The sequence below is a fragment of the Kitasatospora sp. NPDC088134 genome, from assembly GCF_044741705.1.
Classification (GTDB): Bacteria; Actinomycetota; Actinomycetes; order Streptomycetales; family Streptomycetaceae; genus Kitasatospora.
This window is the reverse complement of the sequence record NZ_JBIUTD010000013.1, coordinates 48,458-69,163: the sequence shown is the minus strand read 5'-3', so window position 1 is coordinate 69,163 and position 20,706 is coordinate 48,458. Positions and strand designations below refer to the sequence as shown.

Below are 20,706 nucleotides of genomic sequence, written 5' to 3'. Positions count from 1 at the left end.
CGGGGCGGCGTCAGCCGGCGCCCACCGTCACGGCGTTGCCGCCGTTGGGGACTCCGCCGCCGGCGGCGTTCCAGGTCTGGACGCCGACCTGGTAGGTGTGGCCGGGGACGAGGCCGTCGACGTGGGCGGAGGTGCCGCGGACACCGACCTGCTGCATGATGGCGCCGGGGGTGCTGGTGTCGTAGGTGAGGACGCCGTAGCGGTCGATGATGTCGGTGTAGGGGCCGGTGCTCGGGTCCCAGGTGAGGTCGATGCCGGTGGCGGTGGCCCGGGCCACGATGTTCGACGGGCCGCCGACGGTGCGGGGGTGCGCGGTGGCGGTGGTGGTGGGGGAGTAGCCGGACTTGTCGCTGTCGGCGTCGCCGTTGTCCGTGCGGACCTGGTACTCCCACTGCAGGCCGTCCACCGTCCAGGTGGTGTCGTAGCGGTTGGTCGGGACCCGGGCCTCGCTCCAGGTGGTGGAGCCGACCAGTCGGTAGCGGACGTCGTAGCCGATCGCGCCGTAGACCGGGTCCCAGGTCACGGTCACGCCCAGCGGGCTGGAGGCGGCCCGGACCCCGCCGGGCACCGGGGTGTCCCGGGGCGGGACCAGCGACGGGACCGGGGCGGGGTCGCCGCCGAAGCCGAAGCGGTCGTGCAGGGTGCGTTCGAAGGCCCGGGCGATCTGGAACTCGCCGAGCGCATTGGGGTGCAGGCCGTCGTACCCCGCCGGGCAGGCGGTCGGGCCGCAGTCGTAGCTGCCCGCCCAGTCGACCAGCGCCACCTCGGAGTTCTGGGTGCTCCACCAGATGATGACCTGGGCCAGCAGCCGGTTGTAGGTGTCGATGTTCACCGGCAGGTCCTCGCGGCCCCCGATGGCCGTCCGCCGGGGGACGTTGGCCAGCGCGATCTTGATGTGGGGGTTGGCCTCCCGGGCCGCGTCCACGACGGCCTTGAGGTTGCCGAGGGTGTCCTGGGGCGAGGAGAACAGCCAGCCCATGTCGTTGAAGCCGAGCGCCAGCAGCAGCACGTCCGGGCGGTACGTGGCGACCTGCTCCCGGATCAGCGACTTGGCCTGCGCGGCCTGCCGCCCCCAGAGCGAGAAGTGGTCGCCCCGGAACTCCTCGGAGACGCCGTACGCGTACCCGCCGGTGGTGCTCGGCGGCACCGTCGGCGCGGTCTCCCCTGCATCACCGGCGGCTGCGGCGGGGCGGGGGCGGGCGGCGCCATCGTGCCGGTGTACGGCCCGACGAACTGGAAGACGGCGTTCGACCCCCGGAGCCACTGCCACAGCCGGTAGCGCCAGGTCCAGTCGCCCTCGTGGCCCTCCGACATCGAGTCGCCGACCACCATGACCCGCCCGACGATGCTGGACGAGGTGCTGATCTCGCGGAGCGCCGCGCCGATGTTGCCGGCCACGTCCATCACGAACTGCCCGGCCCGCCGCACGCCTTGCGAGACGCTGGACGCGACCCGGTTGGACAGGGCCGCGATGCCCTGGCCCATCGCGGTGAGCAGGTCGGGCAGCTTCTCCTTGGCCCACTTGTTCAGGCCGTACTCCCAGGCGCCGGTGCCGACCGCCGCGAGCAGCGAGACCAGCAGGGTCTTCGCCCAACTCAGCGGGTCCTGGAGCTTGTTGTCGACTCCCATGACGATGATCCCGCGCACCATGGATCCGACGAACACGGCCAGCACGGCGCAGGCCGGGGCGAGTTCGGGGAAGAGGCCGGTGCACATGACCCGGACGAACAGCCCGACCAGGAACCCGGCCGCGGCCGCCAGCACTTCGGTCCACCAGCTCGCCGCCCCGGAGACCTCGGCGGCCGGGATCACGATCTCCAGGCCGAGTTGATCGGACGTCATCCGCACGGTGCCGTCGAAGACCGGGCCGCCCGTGACGCCGCCGGCGGGCATGTTCGGGCCGTTCACCACGGCGGAGTCGAGCGCCCGGTAGATGGTGTCGCTCAGGTGCGGGGCGGCCCGGTTGGCCTCGTTGATCCGCTCGGTCAGCTCCGCGGGCGTCACCCCGTCCCACTGGTACAGGGTGATCACCAGATCGCCACTGGCGGCCAGCCGGTAGTCCAACGACCCCGCGGCGGCCGGGGCGACGGGCGCGGCGGCCCGGTCCGCCCGGACCGGGCCGGGCTGGGCGAAGGCCACCAGCACGGCCAGCGCGACCAGCACCGCCAGGCCCCACGGCCGGAGGACGAACGGCAACCTGCGGGCCACGGCGGCCACCTTCGGACTCGGGAGCGGTCAAGTGCCCGTGATCATCGCACCGTTCATGACAGCCGACGCGAACCCGTGGTCAACGCCGGGTGAACTCTCGCCCCGCTCACGCGGGTTGCGGGTTAGACCTCGCGGCGGGCGGCCGACGCGACGGAGGCGGTGGCGCGTTCGGGGGTGTCGCCGGCGCCGAGGAGCATGCCGCAGATCTGGGCCTGGTAGCAGACGTCCGCGTTGAGGGGGTCCACCAGGTAGCCGCCGAGGTCGAGGGTGACCAGGCCGTGCAGGGCGATCCAGAGCTGATGGGCCACCAGCTGCGGTTCGGCGGGCTGGAAGCGCTCGGCGGCGACGCACCGCTTGACCGCGCCGACCAGGGCGTCCAGGGTGTAGCGGCCGTGCTGCCGGTCGGCGTCGGTGAGGGAGAAGCCGCTGAGGCTGGAGCCGCCGAACATGACGTTGTAGAGGTGCCGGTGCTCGCGCGCGTTGGCCCGGTACGCCCAGCCGAGGGCGACCACGTCGGCGACCGGGTCGTCGGTCTCCTCGACCGCCTCCAGGCGCCGGTTGAGCAGGGTGAACCCCTCCCGGACCACCGCCCGCACCAGGTCGTCCATGCCGCCGAAGCGGGTGTAGACGGCCATGGTCGAGGTGCCCACGGTGGCCGCGAGCTTGCGGGTGGACAGTGCGGCCGGTCCTTCTTCGCTGAGCAGCCGGGCCGCCGCCTCGATCAGCTGGGCGCTCAGATTCGGGTCAACTCGCCGTGGGCTCACTCTTGACAGTATGTCAGGCACCTGTGAACCTGGGCAATGACGCCGTTATGTAACAGTGCTATCGACGGAGGGGGCGACCATGCCCGGCACTGCGCAGCACACCCCGAGGAGCCACCAGAACAGCGCCACCCCCCACAGCACCACGACCCGTTCGCACCGCGCCGCCGGTTCCGACAGCGCCGGCTCCAACAGCACCACCCACCTGCTCGGCCCCGGCTACCGCCCGGCGCCCGCCGAGACCACGCACACCGACCTCGCCGTCCGCGGCACCCTGCCCCCGCAGCTCGACGGCACCTTCCTGCGGATCGGCGCCAACCCCCGCGGCGAGCACGACCCGGCCGTCCGGCACGCCTTCGCCGGCCCCGGCATGGTGCACGGCCTGCGCCTCGGCGGCGGCCGCGCCCACTGGTACCGCAGCCGCCTGCTGCGCGACGACGCACTCGCCCGCGAACTCGGCGAACTCCCCGTCCCCGGACCGCGGCACGGCCGCGCCGGCGAGGTCAACGCCAACCTGGTCCGGCACGCCGGCCGCACCCTGGCCGTCACCGACGGCGCGCTGCCGCTCGTCCTCGACGCCGACCTGCGCACCGTCGCCCGCACCGACTTCGACGCCACCCTGCCCGGCGGGTTCTGCGCCCACCCCCTCACCGACCCGGTCACCGGCGAACTGCACGCCGTCACCGTCGACCCGGCCGGCGGCGCCGCCGTGCTGCTCACCGTCGACACCGCCGGCCGGGTCCGCGCGGCGCGCCCCGTGCCGGTCAAGGGCCGCCCCTGGATGCACGCCTTCGCGCTCACCGCCCGCCACACCGTGCTGTTCGACCTGCCGGTCGCCCACGACGCCGCCGAGGCCCGGGCCGGCTCGCCGGTACCGCTGGCCTGGCAGCCCGACCGCGACGCCCGGATCGGCGTCGTCCCGCGCGAGCGCCCCGACGCCGCCCCGCTCTGGCTCGACCTGCCGCCCTGCTTCGTCTTCCACCCCGTCAACGCCTTCGAGGACGCCGAGGGCCGGATCACCGTGGACGTGATCCGGCACGAACGCGCCTTCGACCGCGACCGGCTGCACCCCAGCGAGTCCGCGCCCACCCTGTGGCGGTGGACCCTCGACCCCCGCGAGGGCGCCGTGGTCGAGCGGCAACTCGACGCCCGGGTCCAGGAGTTCCCGCGGATCGACGAACGCCGCACCGGACTGCCGCACCGCTACGCCTTCACCGTCGAACTCGTCCCCGGCGACGGCGCCGCGCTGTGCGGCCCCGCGCTGCTGCGGCACGACCTGGTGGCCGGCCGCACCGACCGGCACGCCTTCGGCCCCGGCCGGCAGGGCGGCGAGGCCGTCTTCGTACCGCGGCACGCCACCGCCCCCGAGGGCGACGGCTGGCTGCTCACCCTGGTGTACGACCCCGCCGCCGACCGCAGCGAACTCCTGGTGCTGGACACCGCGGACTTCACCGGCCCGCCGGTCGCGGTGGTGCCGCTGCCGGTCCGGGTGCCGCACGGGTTCCACGCCCAGTGGGTGCCGACCGGCTGGTGAGCGGAGCCTGGTCGGTCAGCGGGGCCCGGCCGGTGGGCGATGCCCGGTCGGTGAGCGGGGCAGCGCGGCCGGTGAGCGGGCCCCGGCCGTGCAGGGGCGGTCGGCCGGTGAGGGGTGCCCGCAGGGCGGTCGCGGCGCAGTTCAGCAGCACCCGCCCGAAGAACGCGGCCAGCTCCGGATCGGACAGGCCGGTCGCCGACCGCACCGTCCGCCACAGCACCCCCCAGTGCCGGGCCGCCGCGTCCCGGATCGCCGGGTCGGCGGCCGAGGCGGCGTGCAACTGGCCCTGGAAGGCGAACGGGCCGCCGGGCACGGTCAGCGCCCGCCAGGCCCGCTCGCCGGCCCGCAGCGCGGCGGTGCCGCTGGCCCCCTCGGCCGCGGCCGTGAACGCCCGGACGGCCCGGCCGGTCGCGTGCTCGGCGGCGGCCAGGAACACCGCGCGCTTGGTCGGGAACAGCCGGAACAGGTAGGGCTGCGACACCCCGGCCCGGGCCGCGATCGCCACCGTCGTGGCGGCGTGGAACCCGTCCCGGGCGAACTCCTCCAGCGCCACCCGCACCACGGCGTCCCGCCGCTGATCCGCTGTCATCCGCATCGGCGCCCACCTCCCCGGCCGAGCCTCGCCCGCCGGGCCCCGCCCCGGCTTCTCCCAGCGTGCCCTGGCCCGACGCCCGGCCCGCCGTTCGCGCCGTTCGCGCGCCGACGCCCGGCCCGGCCCGCGGTTCGCGCCGCCCGCGCACTCTCTTCGGGGCGGTGCGCGGGCGGCTTCCGCACGTTCGGCCAATATCCGTTTCGGGCAGGCATGCTGACGTCCCGTCGGCTAATCTTCCGGCCGCTCCCCTCCTTCGACCGAGTGTCCTCCGACCGAGTGTCCTTCGACCGAGCGTCCTCCGCCCGGGCATCCTCCGCCCGGGCGCCCTTCGCCCGAGAGGCTTCCGCATGAGCAGCACAGGCATTCGCCCCAGGGTCGTCGTGGTGGGCGCGGGGCTGGCCGGCACCGCCACCGCCATCCGGATGCTCCACTTCGCCCGCCGCCCGGTCGAGATCGTCCTGCTGGAGCGGCGCGCCGACTACCGCTCCGCCGGGGTCGCCTACCACCGCGACGGCAACCCGTGGGACCACGTGTTCAACATCCAGGCCGGTCGGATGTCGCTGTTCCGGGAGGACGTCCTGGACTTCGTGCACTGGGCCAACCGGGAGGCCGACCGGGGGAGTTGGCCCGCGCAGTGGGTCGACCACGAGTTCACCGAGCCCGGCCCGGCGCCCCGCCGGATCTTCCAGGACTACCTGGAGCAGCGGCTCGCCGAGGCCGCCCGGGAGGCCGCCCCGGGCGTGCTGCTCACCGAGGCGGACGGCGAGGCCGTCGACCTCGAACCCACCCCGGCCGGGGTGGAACTGACGGTCCGGCAGCAGGACGGGGAGGAGAGCGTGCTGGCGGCCGCGCACGCCGTCCTGGCCACCGGCCTGGAGCTGAAGGAACTGCCGTTCGCCACCGAGGTGCTGGAGCACCCGCGCTTCGTCCGCCACCCCTACTCGGCCGACGGCGTGCGCCGCCTGGAGGCGCTGCCGCCGGAGGCCGAGGTGCTGGTGGTCGGCTCGGTGCTCAGCGCCTACGACTCGGCGGGCCTGCTGCTGCGGCGCGGCCACACCGGCCGCATCCGGCTGGTCTCCCGCACCGGCACCATGTTCCGCTCCTACCCGGCCGGCCACGAGCACGGCGTGGTCCGACTCGCCTGCCCGCACCGCCTGTTGGAGCCCTACCGGAACCGGGAGGAGTTCCTGGAGCGGGTCCGGGCCGAGTGGACGGCCGCCTGCGACACCGTCGCCCGCGAGTATCCGGACATCGCCCCCGAGGTGGTCGCCGAACGGGTCGGCAAGGCCTGGGAACCGCACCTGCCGGCCGCCCTGGAACGCATCCCGTCGGCCGAACTGCGCTCCCTGATGGACGAGTTCGGGACGACGATCGCCGCGATCCGGGTCGGCGCGGTGCCCTACACCATCGAGGTCATCGAACGCGCGATGGACCCGGGCCCGGTCCGGCTGCTGGTCGGCGCGGTCCGGGAGATCGCCCCCGCCGGGGACGACCGGCTGGAGGTCACCGTCGCCACCGCCGACCAGAAGCTCGCCGTCCGGGCCGACCTGGTGGTCGCCAACTTCGGCCGGGAGAGCGACTACCGGCGGGTCGGCGGGCCGCTCTGGCGCAACCTGCTGCGCCGCGGCCTGGCCGTCCCGCACGAGCGCACCGGCCGCGGCCTGGAGGTCGACCACCGGGGCGTGCTGCTCGCCCCCGACGGGACGCCCGCCGGCCCGCTCACCGCCGTCGGCCCGCTGCGCGAGGGCGACGAGACGGTGCGCAACGGTCGCACCGGCGCCTTCGCCTTCAACCTCGCCGCGATCAAGAACCACTCGATCGCGGTCGCCGCGCACGTCCTGGAACAGCTCGAACTCGCCGAACCCGACCGTCCCGACGGCCAACCCCCGCAGAGTGTCCGCGAGTTGGCCGGATACCGCACGTCCGACGGCACGTTCGAGGAAGCGATCGACCCCGGGTTCGAGCACGCTGTGAGTCTGGAGGTGCGTCGGATGGCGAGCCGGACCCGCGAGCGGCGGGAGCGGATCGCCGCCCGGTTGGACGCCCTGATCGGCGCCCGCACCGCCCCGGACGACCCCGGGCACCGCCACCTGCGGGTGGCGGTCGCCCGGGCCGCCGTCCGGAGACTCACCGACGTCTCCGTGACGCCGCGCCACCTGCGCGGCCTGCTGGGGATCGAGGACCACGCGGACACCGACGAGGACACGACGGAGGGCTAGTTGAACGGGCGACGCATCCAGGGTTTCCTGCTCACCGGCGGAACCCGAGCCACCCTGCGCGGCACCTGCAACCGCACCGGGCACCCGGGAGCGGGCTCCATCCTGATCGCGCCCCAGCTGGAGGCGGGCCTGTACGACGCGATCGTCGCCGCCGACGCCGTGGTCTGCGGCGGCGGCGGCCAGACCGGCCACATGCAGTCGCTGTGCCGGGGCCGCGGCATCCCCGTGCTGCGGGTCGACGAGGCCGACCTGCCCGCCCTGGTCGGCGAGGTCGTCCTCGACCTGGCGGACGGGTCGATCACCCTGGCCCCCGAACCCGACCCGGCCCCCGCCGCGCCGCCCGGCGACACCGCCCCCACCGTCGACCGGCTCGGCGCGGCCTGCGCCGTCATCGCCGACTTCCAGGACATCCGGACCGTCAACTCCTGCGGCCCGAACGCCGCCCGGGTCGACTGCTTCTTCATCCGCGAGGAGTTCCTCTGCCTGGCCGCCGGGCTCAGCCCGTTCGACGCCCTGGACGGCGGGCCCGCGGAGATCGCCCGCTACGGCCGGGCCGTCGCCGAACGCCTGGTCGCCTTCGTCGGCGAACTGCTGCCCGGCCAGCGCCTGGTGCTGCGCCTGCTCGACCTGCGCTCCGACCACGCCGCCAGCGTCACCGAGCAGTCCGCCGTCGCCGTCGAACCCAACCCCGAACTCGGCCTGCACGGCGCCCGCTGGCTGCTCGGCTCCGCCGCCTACCGGGACGCCCTGCACACCGTGCTCGACACGCTGCGAGCCCGGCTCGGCGACGAGGCCGACCGGGTCCACCTCTCGGTGCCCTTCCTCAACGACGCCGAGGAGTACGCCCAGTTGCGCGCACACCTGCAACTCCCCGACAGCGTCCCGCTCTCCGCCTTCATCGAGACCCCGGCCGCCGTCCACGCCACCCCCGGCATCTGCGCCGCCGGGGCCAGCGAACTCTTCGTCGGGGTCAAGGACCTGGTCCAGTTCTACCTGGCCGCCGACCGGGGCAACCACCTGGTCGCCGACTCCTACCAGACCCGCCACCCCGCCGTGCTGGACGGCGTCCGCCGGATCGTCGAGGCCGCCCGCGCCGCCGGCACCCCCGTCCGGGTCTTCTCGCTCGGCAGCGACCTCGCCCACTACCTCGACCGGCTGCCCACCCCCGACGGCTACATGATGTGCACCGCCGAACTCACCACCGTGCTCAGGCCCCCGGCCCTGCTGGCGGCCTGAACACCCCCATCGAGTGGCCAACTCGACAGCCCCACAAACCTCCTGACGCCACGTCAGTCGATCGGGACGGAGAACTGAGCATTCTGGGAGAAGTCCGCCCCGGCGGGCAGCCACCAGTCTGGGGCACGCGCCGCCGCCCCGCGTGCCGCGCGCGCCCCCCTCCCCTCCCTGCGCCGTAGGAGAACCCGCCCGATGACCGCCCACACCGCACCGTCGAGAACCGGCTCACCGGGGCCGGTGCGCCACCTGAACGTCGACTCGCACCGCGCCGCCCTCAACATCTTCATGGTGATCGTGCTCGGCCACTGGGCCGAACACCTCGCCCAGGCCTACCAGATCTGGGGCCTGGGCTGGACGGTGCCGAAGTCCAAGGGCCTGCTCGGCTACGCCTTCCCCTGGCTGATCACCTCCGAGTGGATGCACTACGGCTACGCCCTGATCATGATCATCGGCTTGTTCCTGCTCCGCCCCGGCTTCGTCGGCCGCGGCCGCACCTGGTGGACGGTAGCCCTGGCCATCCAGTTCTGGCACCACATCGAGCACCTGCTCCTGCTGCTCCAGGCGCAGACCGGCCACTTCCTGTTCGGCAGGGCCGTGCCCACCTCGGTACTCCAACTCGCCTTCCCCCGCGTCGAACTGCACCTGTTCTACAACACGATCGTCTTCATCCCGATGGTCGTCGCCATGTACTACCACCTGCGGCCCAACCCGCAGGAACTGGCCGAGATGACGTGCAGCTGCAAGCACGCCGTCCACCGGCACGAGGTCGCGGCCGCCGCGTGAGCACCACCGGATCACCGCAGTCCTTCCGGCGCACCCTCGCCCTCGGCGTCGGTGTCGTGCTGCTCCTGCTGCTCGGACTGCTCTGGATCAGCGCCCGCCAGCCCGTCCGGCTGGCGGGCGCCGCCCCCGGCGACGGCAGCTCCCTCGCCCTCGACCGGCCACCGACCGAGGTCGAACTGACCTTCTCCGGCGACGACTTCCGGCCCGACTCGGTCTACCTCCAGGTCAACGGCCCCGACGGCGGCTCCGTCACCGACGGCCGCCCCCGGCTGGACGGCCACCGCCTGGTCGCACCCGTCCGGCTCCGGCAGCAGGGCACCTACCGGGTCACCTACCGGCTCGTCCTGGACGGCGGCCGCGAACTCGCCGGCACCACCGCCTTCGGCCTCGGCGTCCCCGCCACCCCCGCCGCGGCGCCCGCCGACGACGCCGCCCCCGCCCACGACCACGGCGTCGACGGCGCCTGGAACCTCCTGCTGCTCTGCGTCGACGCCGTCGTCCTCCCCGGCGCCCTCGTCCTGCTGCTGCGCCGCCCGCGCCTGCGCCGCCCCCGAACTTCCTGACGCCGCTGCTGTTCTGACGGATGGTCAGCAGATCGGCGTAGGTGCGCGGCGAAGCGCCCCGCCCGGGCCGGCGGTCCGGCATCGTGGAGGCGTACCGACCGTGGAACGGACGCACCGGGGGGAGCAGGACGGATGACCGTCTACATCATGGGGCACGGGGAGTTCAGCGGACCGCCGACCTTCGTGCCGACGGGCAGGACCGTCGGCATCTACGCCGCCGAGGGCACCCCGCTGAGCATCGCCGTCGGCATGCGGGTGGTCGCCGAACCCGGCGGCTGCACCCCGAGCAAGGTGTTCGGGCAGGGAGCGGACCGGACCGTCCCCAACTACCGGGTGGGACCGCTCACCCACCTGGAACTGGAACGGATGCAGACGGTCGCCTCGCCCGTCAACGACGTCCGCTACGTCGGCCACACCGCCGGACTGCCGGACGAGATCCGGCTCTGCACCCGGCCCGACTCCTGCCGCCCGCCCGCCCACGCCCCCGACTGCCGGGGCCTGCTGGCCACCCTGGACGCCGACGACGTCCGGCTGGTCTTCTGCCTGGCCGACGCCAAGCAGGCCGGCCTGCCCGACATGACCCGCGACCTGATCGCCGACAGCCAGGTGAACCGGCAGGCCAACCGGAAACTCCGCGACCACCGCGAACGGGCCCTGGCCTGGAACGAACGGATCGCCCCCGACACCGCCGAAGCCGCCGCCGCCCACCGGGAGTTCCTGGCCCTGGCCGCCCGGGACCGGGACGGGGCACAGGAGGCCGCCTTCCTGATCGCCTCCTCGAACCTCCTGGAGCAGAACCTCCTCCGGCACGACCTCACCGCGCTGCGCCGCAGCTCCGGCAGCTGGGCCGTGCTCGACCTGCTCGCCTCCTACCCCGCCAAGACCCGCGCCCTCGCCCATGAAGCACTCCTGGACACCGCGCCGCCCCGGGCGATCCACCCCGACGCGGTGGAGCAGTTCGCCGCCGACTTCCCGTTCCGCGGCACCACGGCGCGGTACGAGGCGTGGCGCGACCTGGCCCCGACCGACCGCGAACGGCTCACCGGCCGCAGCGAGTTGCTGCGCGACTGGTCGACCCGGGTGGTGCCCGCCGTCGAACGGATCAGGGCCGCGCTGCACGACACCGCCGACCCGGTGGCGACCTGGTTCCGGATGCCCGCGCTGACCGCCGCCGAGGACGAGCACGTCGCCGCGGAGGCCGAACAGGACGTCGCCTTCCGCACCTGCGTCGCCGGCGTCCTCGCCTTCGCCAAGCAGGCCCCGCCCGCCGCCAGACTCGCCCTCTGGGAACGCCTCGCCGACGCCCCGGCCGCCCGCCGCTGGCTGGAGTCCACGGCCGAGGGCGACCCCGCGAGCTGGGCGGCCGCGATCCCGCGTTCCCGCACCGCCCCGGGCCCCGACCCGGTCGGCGACTGGTGGGCCGGCCACCGGCAGCCGACCGAGACCGAGAGCGCGCCCTGGGCTTCCTGGGACGACGAGGACCCCCGGGACACCGAGGACCCCGCCGCCCCCGAACCGGTGGAGACCGCCGCCCCGGCCGCCGACGAGTACGCCGACTTCTGGGACAGCGCCGCGTTCGACAACCTGCGGGCCGCCGGCACCTGGAACGTCGGCACCCCGGTCCTGGTCGTCCGCGACGGCACCCGGTTCCGCTTCACCGACGCCGACACCTGGACCGCACTCTCCCTCGCCCTCCCGCACCTGCCCTGGGGCGCCTACGAGGTCTCCGCCGTGGAAGTGTTCAGGATCGAGCTCCAGTACATCGACGGCCCCGTCGACCGGGCCACCCTCACCCCCCACCTCCCGGGCCTCCTCCCCCCGTCGAGCCGGTTCAGCATCACCCTGCCATGACCCCGGCCGGACGGCGGGTACCCCGCGCACGAAGCACTACAGGGTCCCCGCCTCCGGCCAGTGCGACCAGTGCGTGTTCGGCGCGAGGGACGGCCGGGCCCGGCCGTGCCGGGGCTGAGCCGTTCGGTGGGTGGGGGTCAGCCGAGCAGCAGGCAGGCGTCCCAGGTGGTCTCGGGGGTGGGGGCTTGCGGGTGGAGGTGGGCGTGCAGGGCGAGGGCCGCGCCGGCGGTGCCTTCGAGGAGGGTGGTGGGGGCGTCGGCGGTCAGGGCGGTGGTGAGGTCGCGGGCGGTCGCGGTGGCGAGGGCGGGGAGGTGGGCAGCCAGGGCGGCGGAGCCGGACTCCTCGGCGGTGCGTTGGACGATCCGGAGCAGGCCGCCGGTGCCGTGGCAGAGGCCCGGGCCCTCCAGGTGCCAACCGGTCGGATCGGCGAGGGCGTCGGCGAGTTCGGTGACGGCGGTCCGCCGCCAGTCGTCCCGGTCCAGGGCCTGTCCGGCCAGGAAGAGCGCCCGGGACGTTCCGGGGGTGCCGTAGCACCAGGCGGCCCGGGTCGGGGTGTCGGTGAGCGGTCGGCCCCGCTCGGCGTCCTCGACCGGGACCGTCATCGGCCAGCCCCCCGCAGGCCGTCGGTGGGCGGCGAGCCAGTCGGCCAGCGACTCGATCGCCTCGTCCTGGCCCGGTACCAGGACGCCCCGCGCGCGGGCGACGGACAGCACGGCGAGCGGGCCCGGAACCCCGTGCGCCAGACCGAGGTTGAGGTGCCCCCGGGGCTCGTCCGGGTCCGCGCCGGGCAGGCCGGGGGCGCCCGCCGTCCACCAGCGGGGCAGCGGGCCGCTCCCCGGGGCGGCCGGCTCGACCAGGGCGGACAGCGCCCCGGCGGTGGCGGGGCCGTCCGGCTCCAGGACCAGCAGCAGCCGGGCCAGGCCGGCCAGGCCGGAGACGGCGTCGAAGGTGTGCGCGCGCAGGCCCGCCCCGGCCGCCAGGTCGGCCCGCAGGGCGGCGGCCCGCCCGGCGGCCGACTCCCGGACCTTCGGCAGCAGCGCCGCCAGCAGCCCGCCGTACTCGCCGGGGGCCCGGGCCATCAGCCGGGCGGCGAAGGCCACCGCGGCGGCCCCCGAGTACAGTCCGCCCCCGCCCATCGCCCCCGGGGCCCGCACCGCCGCCGCCAGGTGGCCGTGCGCGACCCGGCGCAACTCCTGGTCCGGACCGGCCAGGACGGCGAGAGCCAGCGCCGCGCCACTCAGCCCGGTACCGAGCCCGGGAGTCGGAACGCCCTCGGGGCCGAGCGGGTGGACGAGCCGGGCGGTGGCCGCGCGCAGCGCTTCGGCGGGAGTGAGCGCCGCCTGTTTCTGGTGCATCGTCAGGAGCCTTCGGTGCGGAATCGGTCGGGGGGCTGAAGGGGTGTCGCTCGTTCTTGAGGTGTCGTCAGGAGCCTTCCTTGCGTGGGAGGTTGGCCGCGCGATGGGCTTCGAGGGCGCCGCGGGCCAAGGCGTAGGCGCGGCGTTCGGCCTCGCGGTCGATGCCGATCAGGCGGTTGTGCCCCATGTGCAGGAGCGAGGCCAGGGCCGGACCGGCGGTGTGGGGGTCCAGCCGGGGGGCGTAGGCGGCGAGGCGGGCGGTGCGCAGCTGCCAGGCTTCGGTGAGGTCCGGGTCGGACGGGAGCAGGCCACCGGCCGGAACGGTGGGGCCGTCGAGCGGGATCGCGGTCAGGGCGGCGGCCCGGTGGGCGCGGAAACTCCGGTGGTGTTCCTCGGACTTGGGGTAGGTGGCGGCGATCCACGGGCCGACCGCGGCGGGGACGGGGCGGGCGGCGAGGAAGTCCCGGGCGGTGGCGGTCAGGTTGACGGCGGCCAGCAGTTCGCCCGGCGTGGAGCGCCCCGCGCGGGACAGCCGCAGGGCGGCGAGCGCGACCAGGCTGTCGGCGTGGAAGACCCGTTCGGCGTCCGCGAGGAGGTCGGGGCCGCCGTAGCGGTCGGCCTCCGGGGTGTAGCCCTCCAGCCGGAGGTCGGCGGCCAGGCCGGAGCGGCGCACCTCGTGCGCCCAGTCGTGCAGGGCGGGCAGCAGGTCGGCGGCGAGGGCGGCCGGGTCGCCGTGGAAGCGCAGGCGCAGGTGCGGCGCCGGGTCGCGGTAGCGGATGAAGAACCAGCGGTCGACCGCGCCGGGCAGCGCCGCCAGCAGCCGGGGCAGGTGCTCGGCGAGGATCTCGTCCTGCCGGTTCTCGTTGGCCGCGAGCCGGGCGAACAGCCAAGGGCCGCCCGGGAGTTCGGGCGTGCGGGAGTGCGCGGCGGGCAGCGGCCGACGGGCCGGCGGGGTCTCCGGGCGGGTGGCGGGACGGCGGCGCAGCGGGACGACGAGCTCGGTGGCGCGGGCGCCGTCCGGGCCGCGCAGCCAGCCGCAGGCGTCGGCGGCCAGATCCTCCTGGAGCACGGTGGGCAGCTCGGAGCGCGAGCGGCTGTGCAGCAGGCGGCGGTGCCCGGGGTCGTCCAGGTCGAGGCCGATCCGCTGGTCGCCGCTGAGCAGCCGCACCGCCGCGGGGACGCCCCAGCGCCGCCGCCACTGCTCCAGCCCGCGCGCCCACTCCTCGTACGGGACGTCGGCCCCGGCGGGGACGGGCGCGGTCAGCCGCCAGGCGGCGGGCGCCAGCACCACCCGGCCGCGCCGGACCCGGGGCAGCGCGGGGGCGCTCGCGGACGTCCCCCAGTCCCAGGGCTGCCAGGGGCGCTGCCCGGTGAGCGCCACCTCCTGGAGGAAACGGGCCGCGTTCGGGGCGCCGGTGCGCAGGTTCAGCGCGTGGTGCGCGGTGGCCCGGACCTCGCGGCCGAGGCTGCGCGAGTGGACGCTCAGCCGCTCGGTGTCGGCGAGCACCACCAGGTCGTCCAGGGCGAGGACGGCGGGGCCGCCGGGGTCGGGGAACGCGCCGACCGCCACCCGGTGGCCGAGCCAGCGCGGGGTCAGCGCGATGTTGGCGTGCCGGGGCCGGTAGGGCGTGAACTCCAGGTGGGCGGACAGGACTTCGGGGTCGTCCGACGGCCCGGCCGCGGCGGCGAGCAGCGCGCCGCCGTCCCCGTCCGGGCCCGCCAGCAGGGCGGCGAAGCGGCCGAAGGTGGCGCCGGCCCGGTCGCTGCCCGCGGTGGGGGAGAGGACCAGCCGGAACCGTCCGGCGTCCAGGTCGGCCAGCGACGCCGCGGCGAGTTCGGCGTACAGCTCCAGCGAGGCGGGCGGGGTGTCGGCGGCGCTGCCCGGACGCTCCGGGGCGGGGACGAGACGGGCCAACAGGGCGTCGTCGAGGACGACTTCGGGCAGTGGGCCGCCCGGCTCGCGGTCGGCCAGCGCCCCGGCGGCGAGTTCCGCCAGCACCCGGTCGCGGGCCGCCTCGGCGTCGGTCCGGGCCCGGGCGGGCTGCGGGTTGGCCGCGCCGCGCGGCCCGGCGGGGCGGCGGTACCCGGCGGGCGCGCCCAACCCGGTGTCGGGGTCGAGCAGTTCGGCGAGCGGGACGGGGCTGTCGGTGCCGTACCGCTCGACGAACTCCGCGTGGTAGGCGCGCAGGTGCTCGGGCGCGGTGGCCGGCGGGGACAGCCGCCACAACACCGTGGCGGTGTGCTCCAGTTCGGCCCGGACCTGCTCCGGCAGCACCACCTCGGCGGCCAGCGCGAGATCGGCGTGCAGCGGCCGGTCGGCCGCCCCGAGGATCGCCGTCCGGCGCCGGGCCGCGCGCAGCTGCGCCCCCGCCCGCCCGCGCGGCAGCTCGGCGGCCTGCGCCAACAGCCCGCGCACGGCGGCGAGTTCGTCCCGCACGGGGTGCCCCTCGGGCAGCCGGTCCAGGACGTGGCCGAGCAGGTCGGTGCTGTCCGGCGGGGGCGTCAGGTCGGTGAGCAGGAAGCCCTGCGCCACCAGGGTGCGGACCAGGGCGGCGATCGCCTCGGCCGGGGCGCCGGGGAAGTCCGCGCCCAGTGCGGCCAGCAGCTCGGGGTGCGGCAGCGGCCGGGCGGCGTGCCGGACGGCGGCCCGGACCACGGCGGTGGCGCGGACCGTCCGCTCGGTGACCGGCGGCCCGTCCCCGTCGCCCCCGCTCCCGGTGCTGCGCTCGGGGAGGTACGGCAGGACCAGCCGGTCGCCGCGCAGGACCGCCTGCTGGTCGACGGCCAGCAGCAGGCCGGACAGCACCCGAGGCTCGGTGCGCAGCCGGTCCAGCAGCGGGAGCAGCCAGCCCAGGTCGGGGCGGAAGGCCCGGCGTTCGGCGCCGTCCCAGCGGACTGCGGCCCGGGGCCCGAAGCGGGCCGCGGCGACGCCGGCCAGCAGGCCGAACGGGGTGGGGCGGGTGGCCATCCGCAGCCGGTAGCGCTCGACGGCCTCGACCGCGCGGCGGGCCGCGGCGGGCCGCAGGACGTCCCCGGCGGCGACCCGGTCCAGCAGGTCGGCCAGCGAGGGGCTGGAGATCTCCAGGGCCTCGCGCAGCACCGGATCGGCCGCGGCGGTGCGCAGGACGTCCGCTGGGGGAGCGTCGGCGCGCTGGACGTCCGCCGGGGGAGCGTCGGTGCCGGCGGGCCGCCGGCGGGGCAGGGCCGGGGTGCGGAGCAGGACGGGCCCGGTCGCCGTGAAGATCGTCTCCTGCTGCGCCGCATGCGGCTTCCCGCCCACCGTGCCCCCCGTGTCCGCGTCGCCCTGCCTGGTGATGCCGTCGCGCCGCGCAGCTCTGTCGCGGTGTCGCGTGGCCTGGATCGGACCGTTGTATCCCGGAGATCGAGAACTGTCCATGGTTGATCACCGGTCATCAAGTTGGCTGAAATTCTCCATTCATCTGCGCACGGTTCTTGTTCGTTCATGCACAGAGTCCCTAACGTCCGCTGCATTCCGCCGCGGTCGATCGCGGCAACGACGAAGGGAAGCCACCATGGCCACCGACATGCAGGAGCTGTTCGACCTCGACGTGCAGGACCTCGTTGCCGAGACCGCCGAGCAGGAGGAGGCCGCTGCGATCAGCATCTCCTGCGAGGGCTCCTGCCACCGCCCGTACTGCATCTGAGCGGCGTGATCCGACCGCTCGGACCCCCTCGGTCCGAGCGGAACGGTCCGTCGCCGCGACGACAGGACAGGTAGCGCCGGGCGCGGTGTCCGGAACCGTCTCCACGGTTCCGGACACCGCGCCCGCACGCGTTTCCCGGACGGTCGGCCGCCGGTGTCGGCCGCCGGTGCGCTCCGTCAGCGGCCCCGGGACCGCCGGGGAGTCCGCCGCGGGCAGCGGACCGCGGGCCAGCCGCAGCAACTCCTCCGGCGTCAGTGCCGCCAGCCGCTCGCGGCCCAGCCGCAGCACCTCCTCGGCCGCAGCCAGCAACTCGTCCGGCGTGCAAGGGCGTTCCGCCGACCCCGCTGACCCCGTCGACCCGCCGACCGGCCCGCCGGCCGACCCACCGACCGGCCCGGCAGCAGCTCCGCCGACGGCCAGGAACTCGCCGAGCGCCGCGCGCAGCCGCCCGGTGCCGGCCTCCCGCACGGTGAACGACAGGTGCACCGACAGCCCCTGCCGGCCCGTCGCCGCGTGCGGCGCGCCGCGCGGTACGTACAGCACCTCGCCCGGCGCGAGCACGGTGTGCAGTTCCACCGGCCCGGGCTCCGGCGCCGGCCCCGGCCGCCAGTGCCCGTCCGCCGGGGCCGCGTGCACCGTCCACTCCTTCTCCCCGGCCAGCTGCACCACCAGGACGTCCGCGTCGTCGCGGTGCACGTCCAGCCCGCGCCGCCCGGCGCCGGTGGCGAAGCAGAACGCCTCGGTGCGGCGACCCAGCTGACGGGCGAGGTCGGCGGCCAGGGCCCGCACCGGGGCGTGCCACTGGTCCAGCTGCGGCAGCAGCAGGGTGGCGCCGCCGTCCAGCAGCGCGCCGATCCGCCCGGCGTCGGCCCAGCCGCCCTCGATCCGGCCGGCCACCGTGCGGACCGTGCAGAACCGCTCGGACGGGACCACCTCGCCGTCCTGCACCATCTCCACGTACGGCACCCGCAGCAGGCCGCCGCCCAGCACCTCGTCCAGCACCGCAGGACCGGGCAGCCCGGCCGGCCACCCGTCCGGCCGGAACACCTGTGACCTGCGCTCCTCCAGCGCCTTGCCGAAAGCTTCCGGGTCGCCGACCAGCCCGGCCAGTACTCGTCCCATCCCTTTGTGCCCCTCTCCTCCGACGCCCGTCCGGCGGCATCCGCCACGGCGTCCGTCCAGTGGTGCGTCCGGCCGCCCGTCGGGCCGCCGACCGTCCCGAAACGAACGGATGAACAGGAGGGAACGGTTCAATCCCCTCTGCCACCGTGTCGTTAACCGGCCACCTTGCTGCTGTATGAACGGTGTTTTACGCCCTGTTGCCACCCGTTGGCCCGGCGGATCGGCCCCCGGCGGGGCGGTCGGGGCCCCGGGGTCATACTTGGTCGAACCGTTCGTCGAGAGGCAACCTCCCCATGGCCGACCACCGGGCCGAGAAGCGGGCCGACCAGCCCGCCGCGCGCAACGCGCTGCTCCAACTGACCGGCGTGAGCCGGTCGTACGGTGCCCGGGAGGTGCTGCACCCCGTCGACCTCGCGCTCGCCGCCGGCGAGTGCGTGGCGCTGCTCGGGCACAACGGCTCCGGCAAGTCGACCCTGCTGCGGGTCGCGGCCGGCCGCGACCTGCCGACCGCCGGAACGGTCCGCTTCGACGGCCTGGCGATGAACGAGAACGACCCCCGGATCAGGGCCCGGGTCGCCGTCGTCGGCGACACCGTCGCCTGCTACCCCGACCTGACGGTGCGCGAGCACCTGCTGCTGGTCGCCGTCGCGCACGGCGTCGCCGACGCCGCCGACTGGGTCGACCAGGTACTGGAGAACCGCTCGCTCACCGAACGGGCCGACGCCCTGCCCTCCGCCCTCTCCTCCGGGCAGCTGCAGGCCCTGCTGCTGGCCTGCGCCCTGGTCCGGCCCCGCGACCTGCTGCTGCTCGACGAACCCGAGCAGCGCCTCGACCCGGAGGCCCGCCGCAGCCTCGCCGACCTGCTGAAGGCCGAACTCGCCGACGGCGTCGCGGTCCTGCTGGTCACCCACCACACCGACCTGGCCCGGGAGGTCGCCGACCGGGTGGTGATGCTGGAGGACGGCCGGGTGCTCCGGCAGGGCACCCCCACCGAAGTCCTCGGCGCGGCCCCGGCCGGTGCCCGGTGAGCACACCCGAACGACTGGACGCCCCCGCGGAAGCCCCGGCGGAGGCCGCGGAGGCCGCGGAGGCTGCGGAGACCGGGGAAGCCGCTGCGGAGGCCGCCGCCGAGTGGACCGCCGACGACGACTGGACCGACGAAGCACTCACCCTGCTGCGCGAACTGCGCGCCCCGCACCGGCGCAACCGGGTCAAGCAGGTCGCCTTCGGCTTCTACTGCGCCCTGCTGCTCCTGGTGATCTGGGGCGGCGTCCCCAGCTTCGGCCTCTTCCTCCAGGCCTCGATGGGCGCCGACTACACCGCGCACGGCCCCGACCTGCTGGCCGCCATGCCCGCCGGCATCACCGCCGCCGGCCTGGCCGTCCTGCTGCTCGCCGTCCGGGACGGGCTCTGGCGCGGACCGGTCGTACCGCCCCGGGCCACCACCGACTGGCTGCTCGCGCACCCCGTCCGCCCCCGCCCCGTACTGCGGCCCTGGTTCTGGCTCTCCTGCGCCCTGGCCGTCCTGCCCGGCCTGCTGGTCGCCGTCGGCGGCATGGTCGCGCTCGGCCTCACCGTCCGCACCGGCCTGCCCGCCGCCCTCGGCTGGTGCCTGGTCGGCGGCCTCTGCCTGCCCCTGCTCGGCGTCTGCGCCGCCCTGCTGGTCCAGCACAGCCCGCGCGCCGCCCGCTGGGCCCGCACCCTGACCCCGTACGCGACCGTGCTGGTGCTCGCGCTCGCCGTCCAGAGCGCGCTGGCCGTCGCCGGACACCCCGTGCCCTGGCTGGAGCGGATCGAACTCTGGTCCGGCCCGTGGGGCTGGGCCGCCCTGGCCGCGCTCGCCCCCACGCCCGCCGCCGTCCCCGGCGGCCCGGTCGCCGCCCTCCTGCTGCTGGTGCCGACCGCCGCCGCCCTGGTCCGGGCCGACCGGGCCGTCGGCACGGTGCCGCTGCCCCTGCTCCGGGAACGGGCCCGGACGGCCGCCGGGGTGCTGGCCGCGCTGCGCACCGTCGAACTGCGCGCCGCCCGGCTGGCCGTGGCCGGTGCCACCGGCGGCGACCGGCAGCTGCGCCTGCGGCTGCCCGCACCCCGCCGCGCCTGGCAGATCCTGTACTGGCGCGACACCCTCGCCCTGCTGCGCGCGCCCGCCCGGCTCGGCCGCGCCGTGCTGCTGACCGTCCCCGCGCTGCTCTGCGCCGTCCTCGCGCACGGCAGCAAGGGCGTGCTGTCCTGGGGCATCACCGTGGTCGCGCTGCTCTTCGGCTACCTGGCCGTCGCCCAACTCCTGGAACCCGCCCGGGTCGAGACCGACGACATCCGCCGCTCCTCCTGGTCCCCGTACCCCTTCGCCGCCCTGATGCAGCGGCACGCCGTGGTGCCCACCCTGCTCGGACTGCTGCTCGCTTCGGCCGGCGCGGTGGTCGCCACCGCGCTCGGCGGCGGCGCGGCGTCCTGGCTGGCCCCGTGCGCGGTGCCCGCCCTGGTCGCGGCCGGACTGGTGAACGCCTGCCGCGGTGCGGCCCGCCGCGACCTGCTCTACCGCACCCCGCAGCCGAGCGGCGGCAGCACCGGCCCGCTGATGTTCGCGCTCTGGTACGCGGCCGGCCCGGCCGTCGCCGTCCCGGTCCTGGCCGTCCCCTTCTCGGTGGCACTGCGCACCGGCGACCTGGTCCCGGCCCTCGCGGTCGCCGTCACGGTGGCCGCCGCCCTGTTCCAGTGGGCCTCGGCCCGGGCGGCGAAACTCCCCGCCCAGGCCCGGGGGTAGCGCCGCGCGGGCGGTGCTGCCCGAGGTGTGCGGAGGGCCCCGGCCGGGGGATC

15 protein-coding genes are annotated in these 20,706 nt (G+C 75.8%); 8 read left to right on the top strand and 7 right to left on the bottom strand.

Annotated features, from left to right (window positions below; all coding sequences use genetic code 11):
• Positions 1-10: 10 nt before the first annotated feature.
• From ACIOHG_RS21100 to ACIOHG_RS21090, 3 genes are all read right to left on the bottom strand, one after another.
• Positions 11-1,147 (bottom strand): fibronectin type III domain-containing protein, encoded by a 1,137-nt coding sequence (locus tag ACIOHG_RS21100; RefSeq protein ID WP_400952798.1) that lies wholly within the window; start codon positions 1,145-1,147, stop codon positions 11-13.
• Positions 1,042-2,208, bottom strand: a complete 1,167-nt coding sequence (locus ACIOHG_RS21095; protein ID WP_400952795.1) for a hypothetical protein — start codon at positions 2,206-2,208, stop codon at positions 1,042-1,044. The genes ACIOHG_RS21100 and ACIOHG_RS21095 overlap by 106 nt, the downstream gene beginning before the upstream one ends.
• A gap of 122 nt (positions 2,209-2,330) precedes the next feature.
• Positions 2,331-2,972, bottom strand: coding sequence for a TetR/AcrR family transcriptional regulator (locus ACIOHG_RS21090; RefSeq protein WP_400952793.1), 642 nt, complete (start codon positions 2,970-2,972; stop codon positions 2,331-2,333).
• Positions 2,973-3,051: 79 nt separating this feature from the next.
• Here ACIOHG_RS21090 and ACIOHG_RS21085 point away from each other — a divergent pair, with 79 nt between their 5' ends.
• The gene (locus ACIOHG_RS21085; protein WP_400952790.1) at positions 3,052-4,503 is read left to right on the top strand and encodes a carotenoid oxygenase family protein; all 1,452 of its coding nucleotides are present in this window, start codon (positions 3,052-3,054) and stop codon (positions 4,501-4,503) included.
• Here ACIOHG_RS21085 and ACIOHG_RS21080 read toward each other — a convergent pair.
• The gene (locus ACIOHG_RS21080; protein WP_400952789.1) at positions 4,418-5,092 is read right to left on the bottom strand and encodes a TetR/AcrR family transcriptional regulator; all 675 of its coding nucleotides are present in this window, start codon (positions 5,090-5,092) and stop codon (positions 4,418-4,420) included. The two genes, ACIOHG_RS21085 and ACIOHG_RS21080, sit on opposite strands and share 86 nt — an antisense overlap.
• Before the next feature lie 350 nt (positions 5,093-5,442).
• On the opposite strand from ACIOHG_RS21080, the gene ACIOHG_RS21075 reads away from it, so the two are divergent.
• The 5 genes from ACIOHG_RS21075 (at position 5,443) to ACIOHG_RS21055 (ending at position 11,747) form a co-directional block, all read left to right on the top strand.
• Entirely contained in the window at positions 5,443-7,314 is a 1,872-nt protein-coding gene (locus tag ACIOHG_RS21075) for an FAD/NAD(P)-binding protein (RefSeq protein WP_400952786.1), read from the top strand.
• Positions 7,315-8,550, top strand: coding sequence for a putative PEP-binding protein (locus tag ACIOHG_RS21070; protein WP_400952783.1), 1,236 nt, complete (start codon positions 7,315-7,317; stop codon positions 8,548-8,550).
• 192 nt (positions 8,551-8,742) lie between these two features.
• Positions 8,743-9,333: a hypothetical protein gene (locus ACIOHG_RS21065; RefSeq protein WP_400952781.1), complete on the top strand. Its 591-nt coding sequence runs from the start codon at positions 8,743-8,745 to the stop codon at positions 9,331-9,333.
• Positions 9,330-9,896, top strand: a complete 567-nt coding sequence (locus ACIOHG_RS21060) for a copper resistance CopC family protein (RefSeq protein ID WP_400952778.1) — start codon at positions 9,330-9,332, stop codon at positions 9,894-9,896. The genes ACIOHG_RS21065 and ACIOHG_RS21060 overlap by 4 nt, the downstream gene beginning before the upstream one ends.
• 132 nt (positions 9,897-10,028) lie before the next feature.
• Positions 10,029-11,747, top strand: coding sequence for a putative adhesin (locus tag ACIOHG_RS21055; protein WP_400952776.1), 1,719 nt, complete (start codon positions 10,029-10,031; stop codon positions 11,745-11,747).
• Between the two features lie 137 nt (positions 11,748-11,884).
• On the opposite strand, the gene ACIOHG_RS21050 is transcribed toward ACIOHG_RS21055, so the two are convergent.
• From ACIOHG_RS21050 to ACIOHG_RS21040, 3 genes are all read right to left on the bottom strand, one after another.
• The gene (locus ACIOHG_RS21050) at positions 11,885-13,102 is read right to left on the bottom strand and encodes a lanthionine synthetase LanC family protein (protein ID WP_400952773.1); all 1,218 of its coding nucleotides are present in this window, start codon (positions 13,100-13,102) and stop codon (positions 11,885-11,887) included.
• Positions 13,103-13,169: 67 nt separating this feature from the next.
• Entirely contained in the window at positions 13,170-16,382 is a 3,213-nt protein-coding gene (locus tag ACIOHG_RS21045; protein WP_400952771.1) for a lantibiotic dehydratase, read from the bottom strand.
• 196 nt (positions 16,383-16,578) lie between these two features.
• Complete coding sequence (locus tag ACIOHG_RS21040; RefSeq protein WP_400952768.1) at positions 16,579-17,889, bottom strand: JmjC domain-containing protein; 1,311 nt, start codon at positions 17,887-17,889, stop codon at positions 16,579-16,581.
• Positions 17,890-18,182: 293 nt separating this feature from the next.
• On the opposite strand from ACIOHG_RS21040, the gene ACIOHG_RS21035 reads away from it, so the two are divergent.
• Both ACIOHG_RS21035 and ACIOHG_RS21030 read left to right on the top strand, forming a co-directional pair.
• Entirely contained in the window at positions 18,183-18,917 is a 735-nt protein-coding gene (locus ACIOHG_RS21035) for an ABC transporter ATP-binding protein (RefSeq protein WP_400952765.1), read from the top strand.
• Positions 18,914-20,653: a hypothetical protein gene (locus tag ACIOHG_RS21030; RefSeq protein ID WP_400952762.1), complete on the top strand. Its 1,740-nt coding sequence runs from the start codon at positions 18,914-18,916 to the stop codon at positions 20,651-20,653. The genes ACIOHG_RS21035 and ACIOHG_RS21030 overlap by 4 nt, the downstream gene beginning before the upstream one ends.
• Positions 20,654-20,706: the final 53 nt, after the last annotated feature.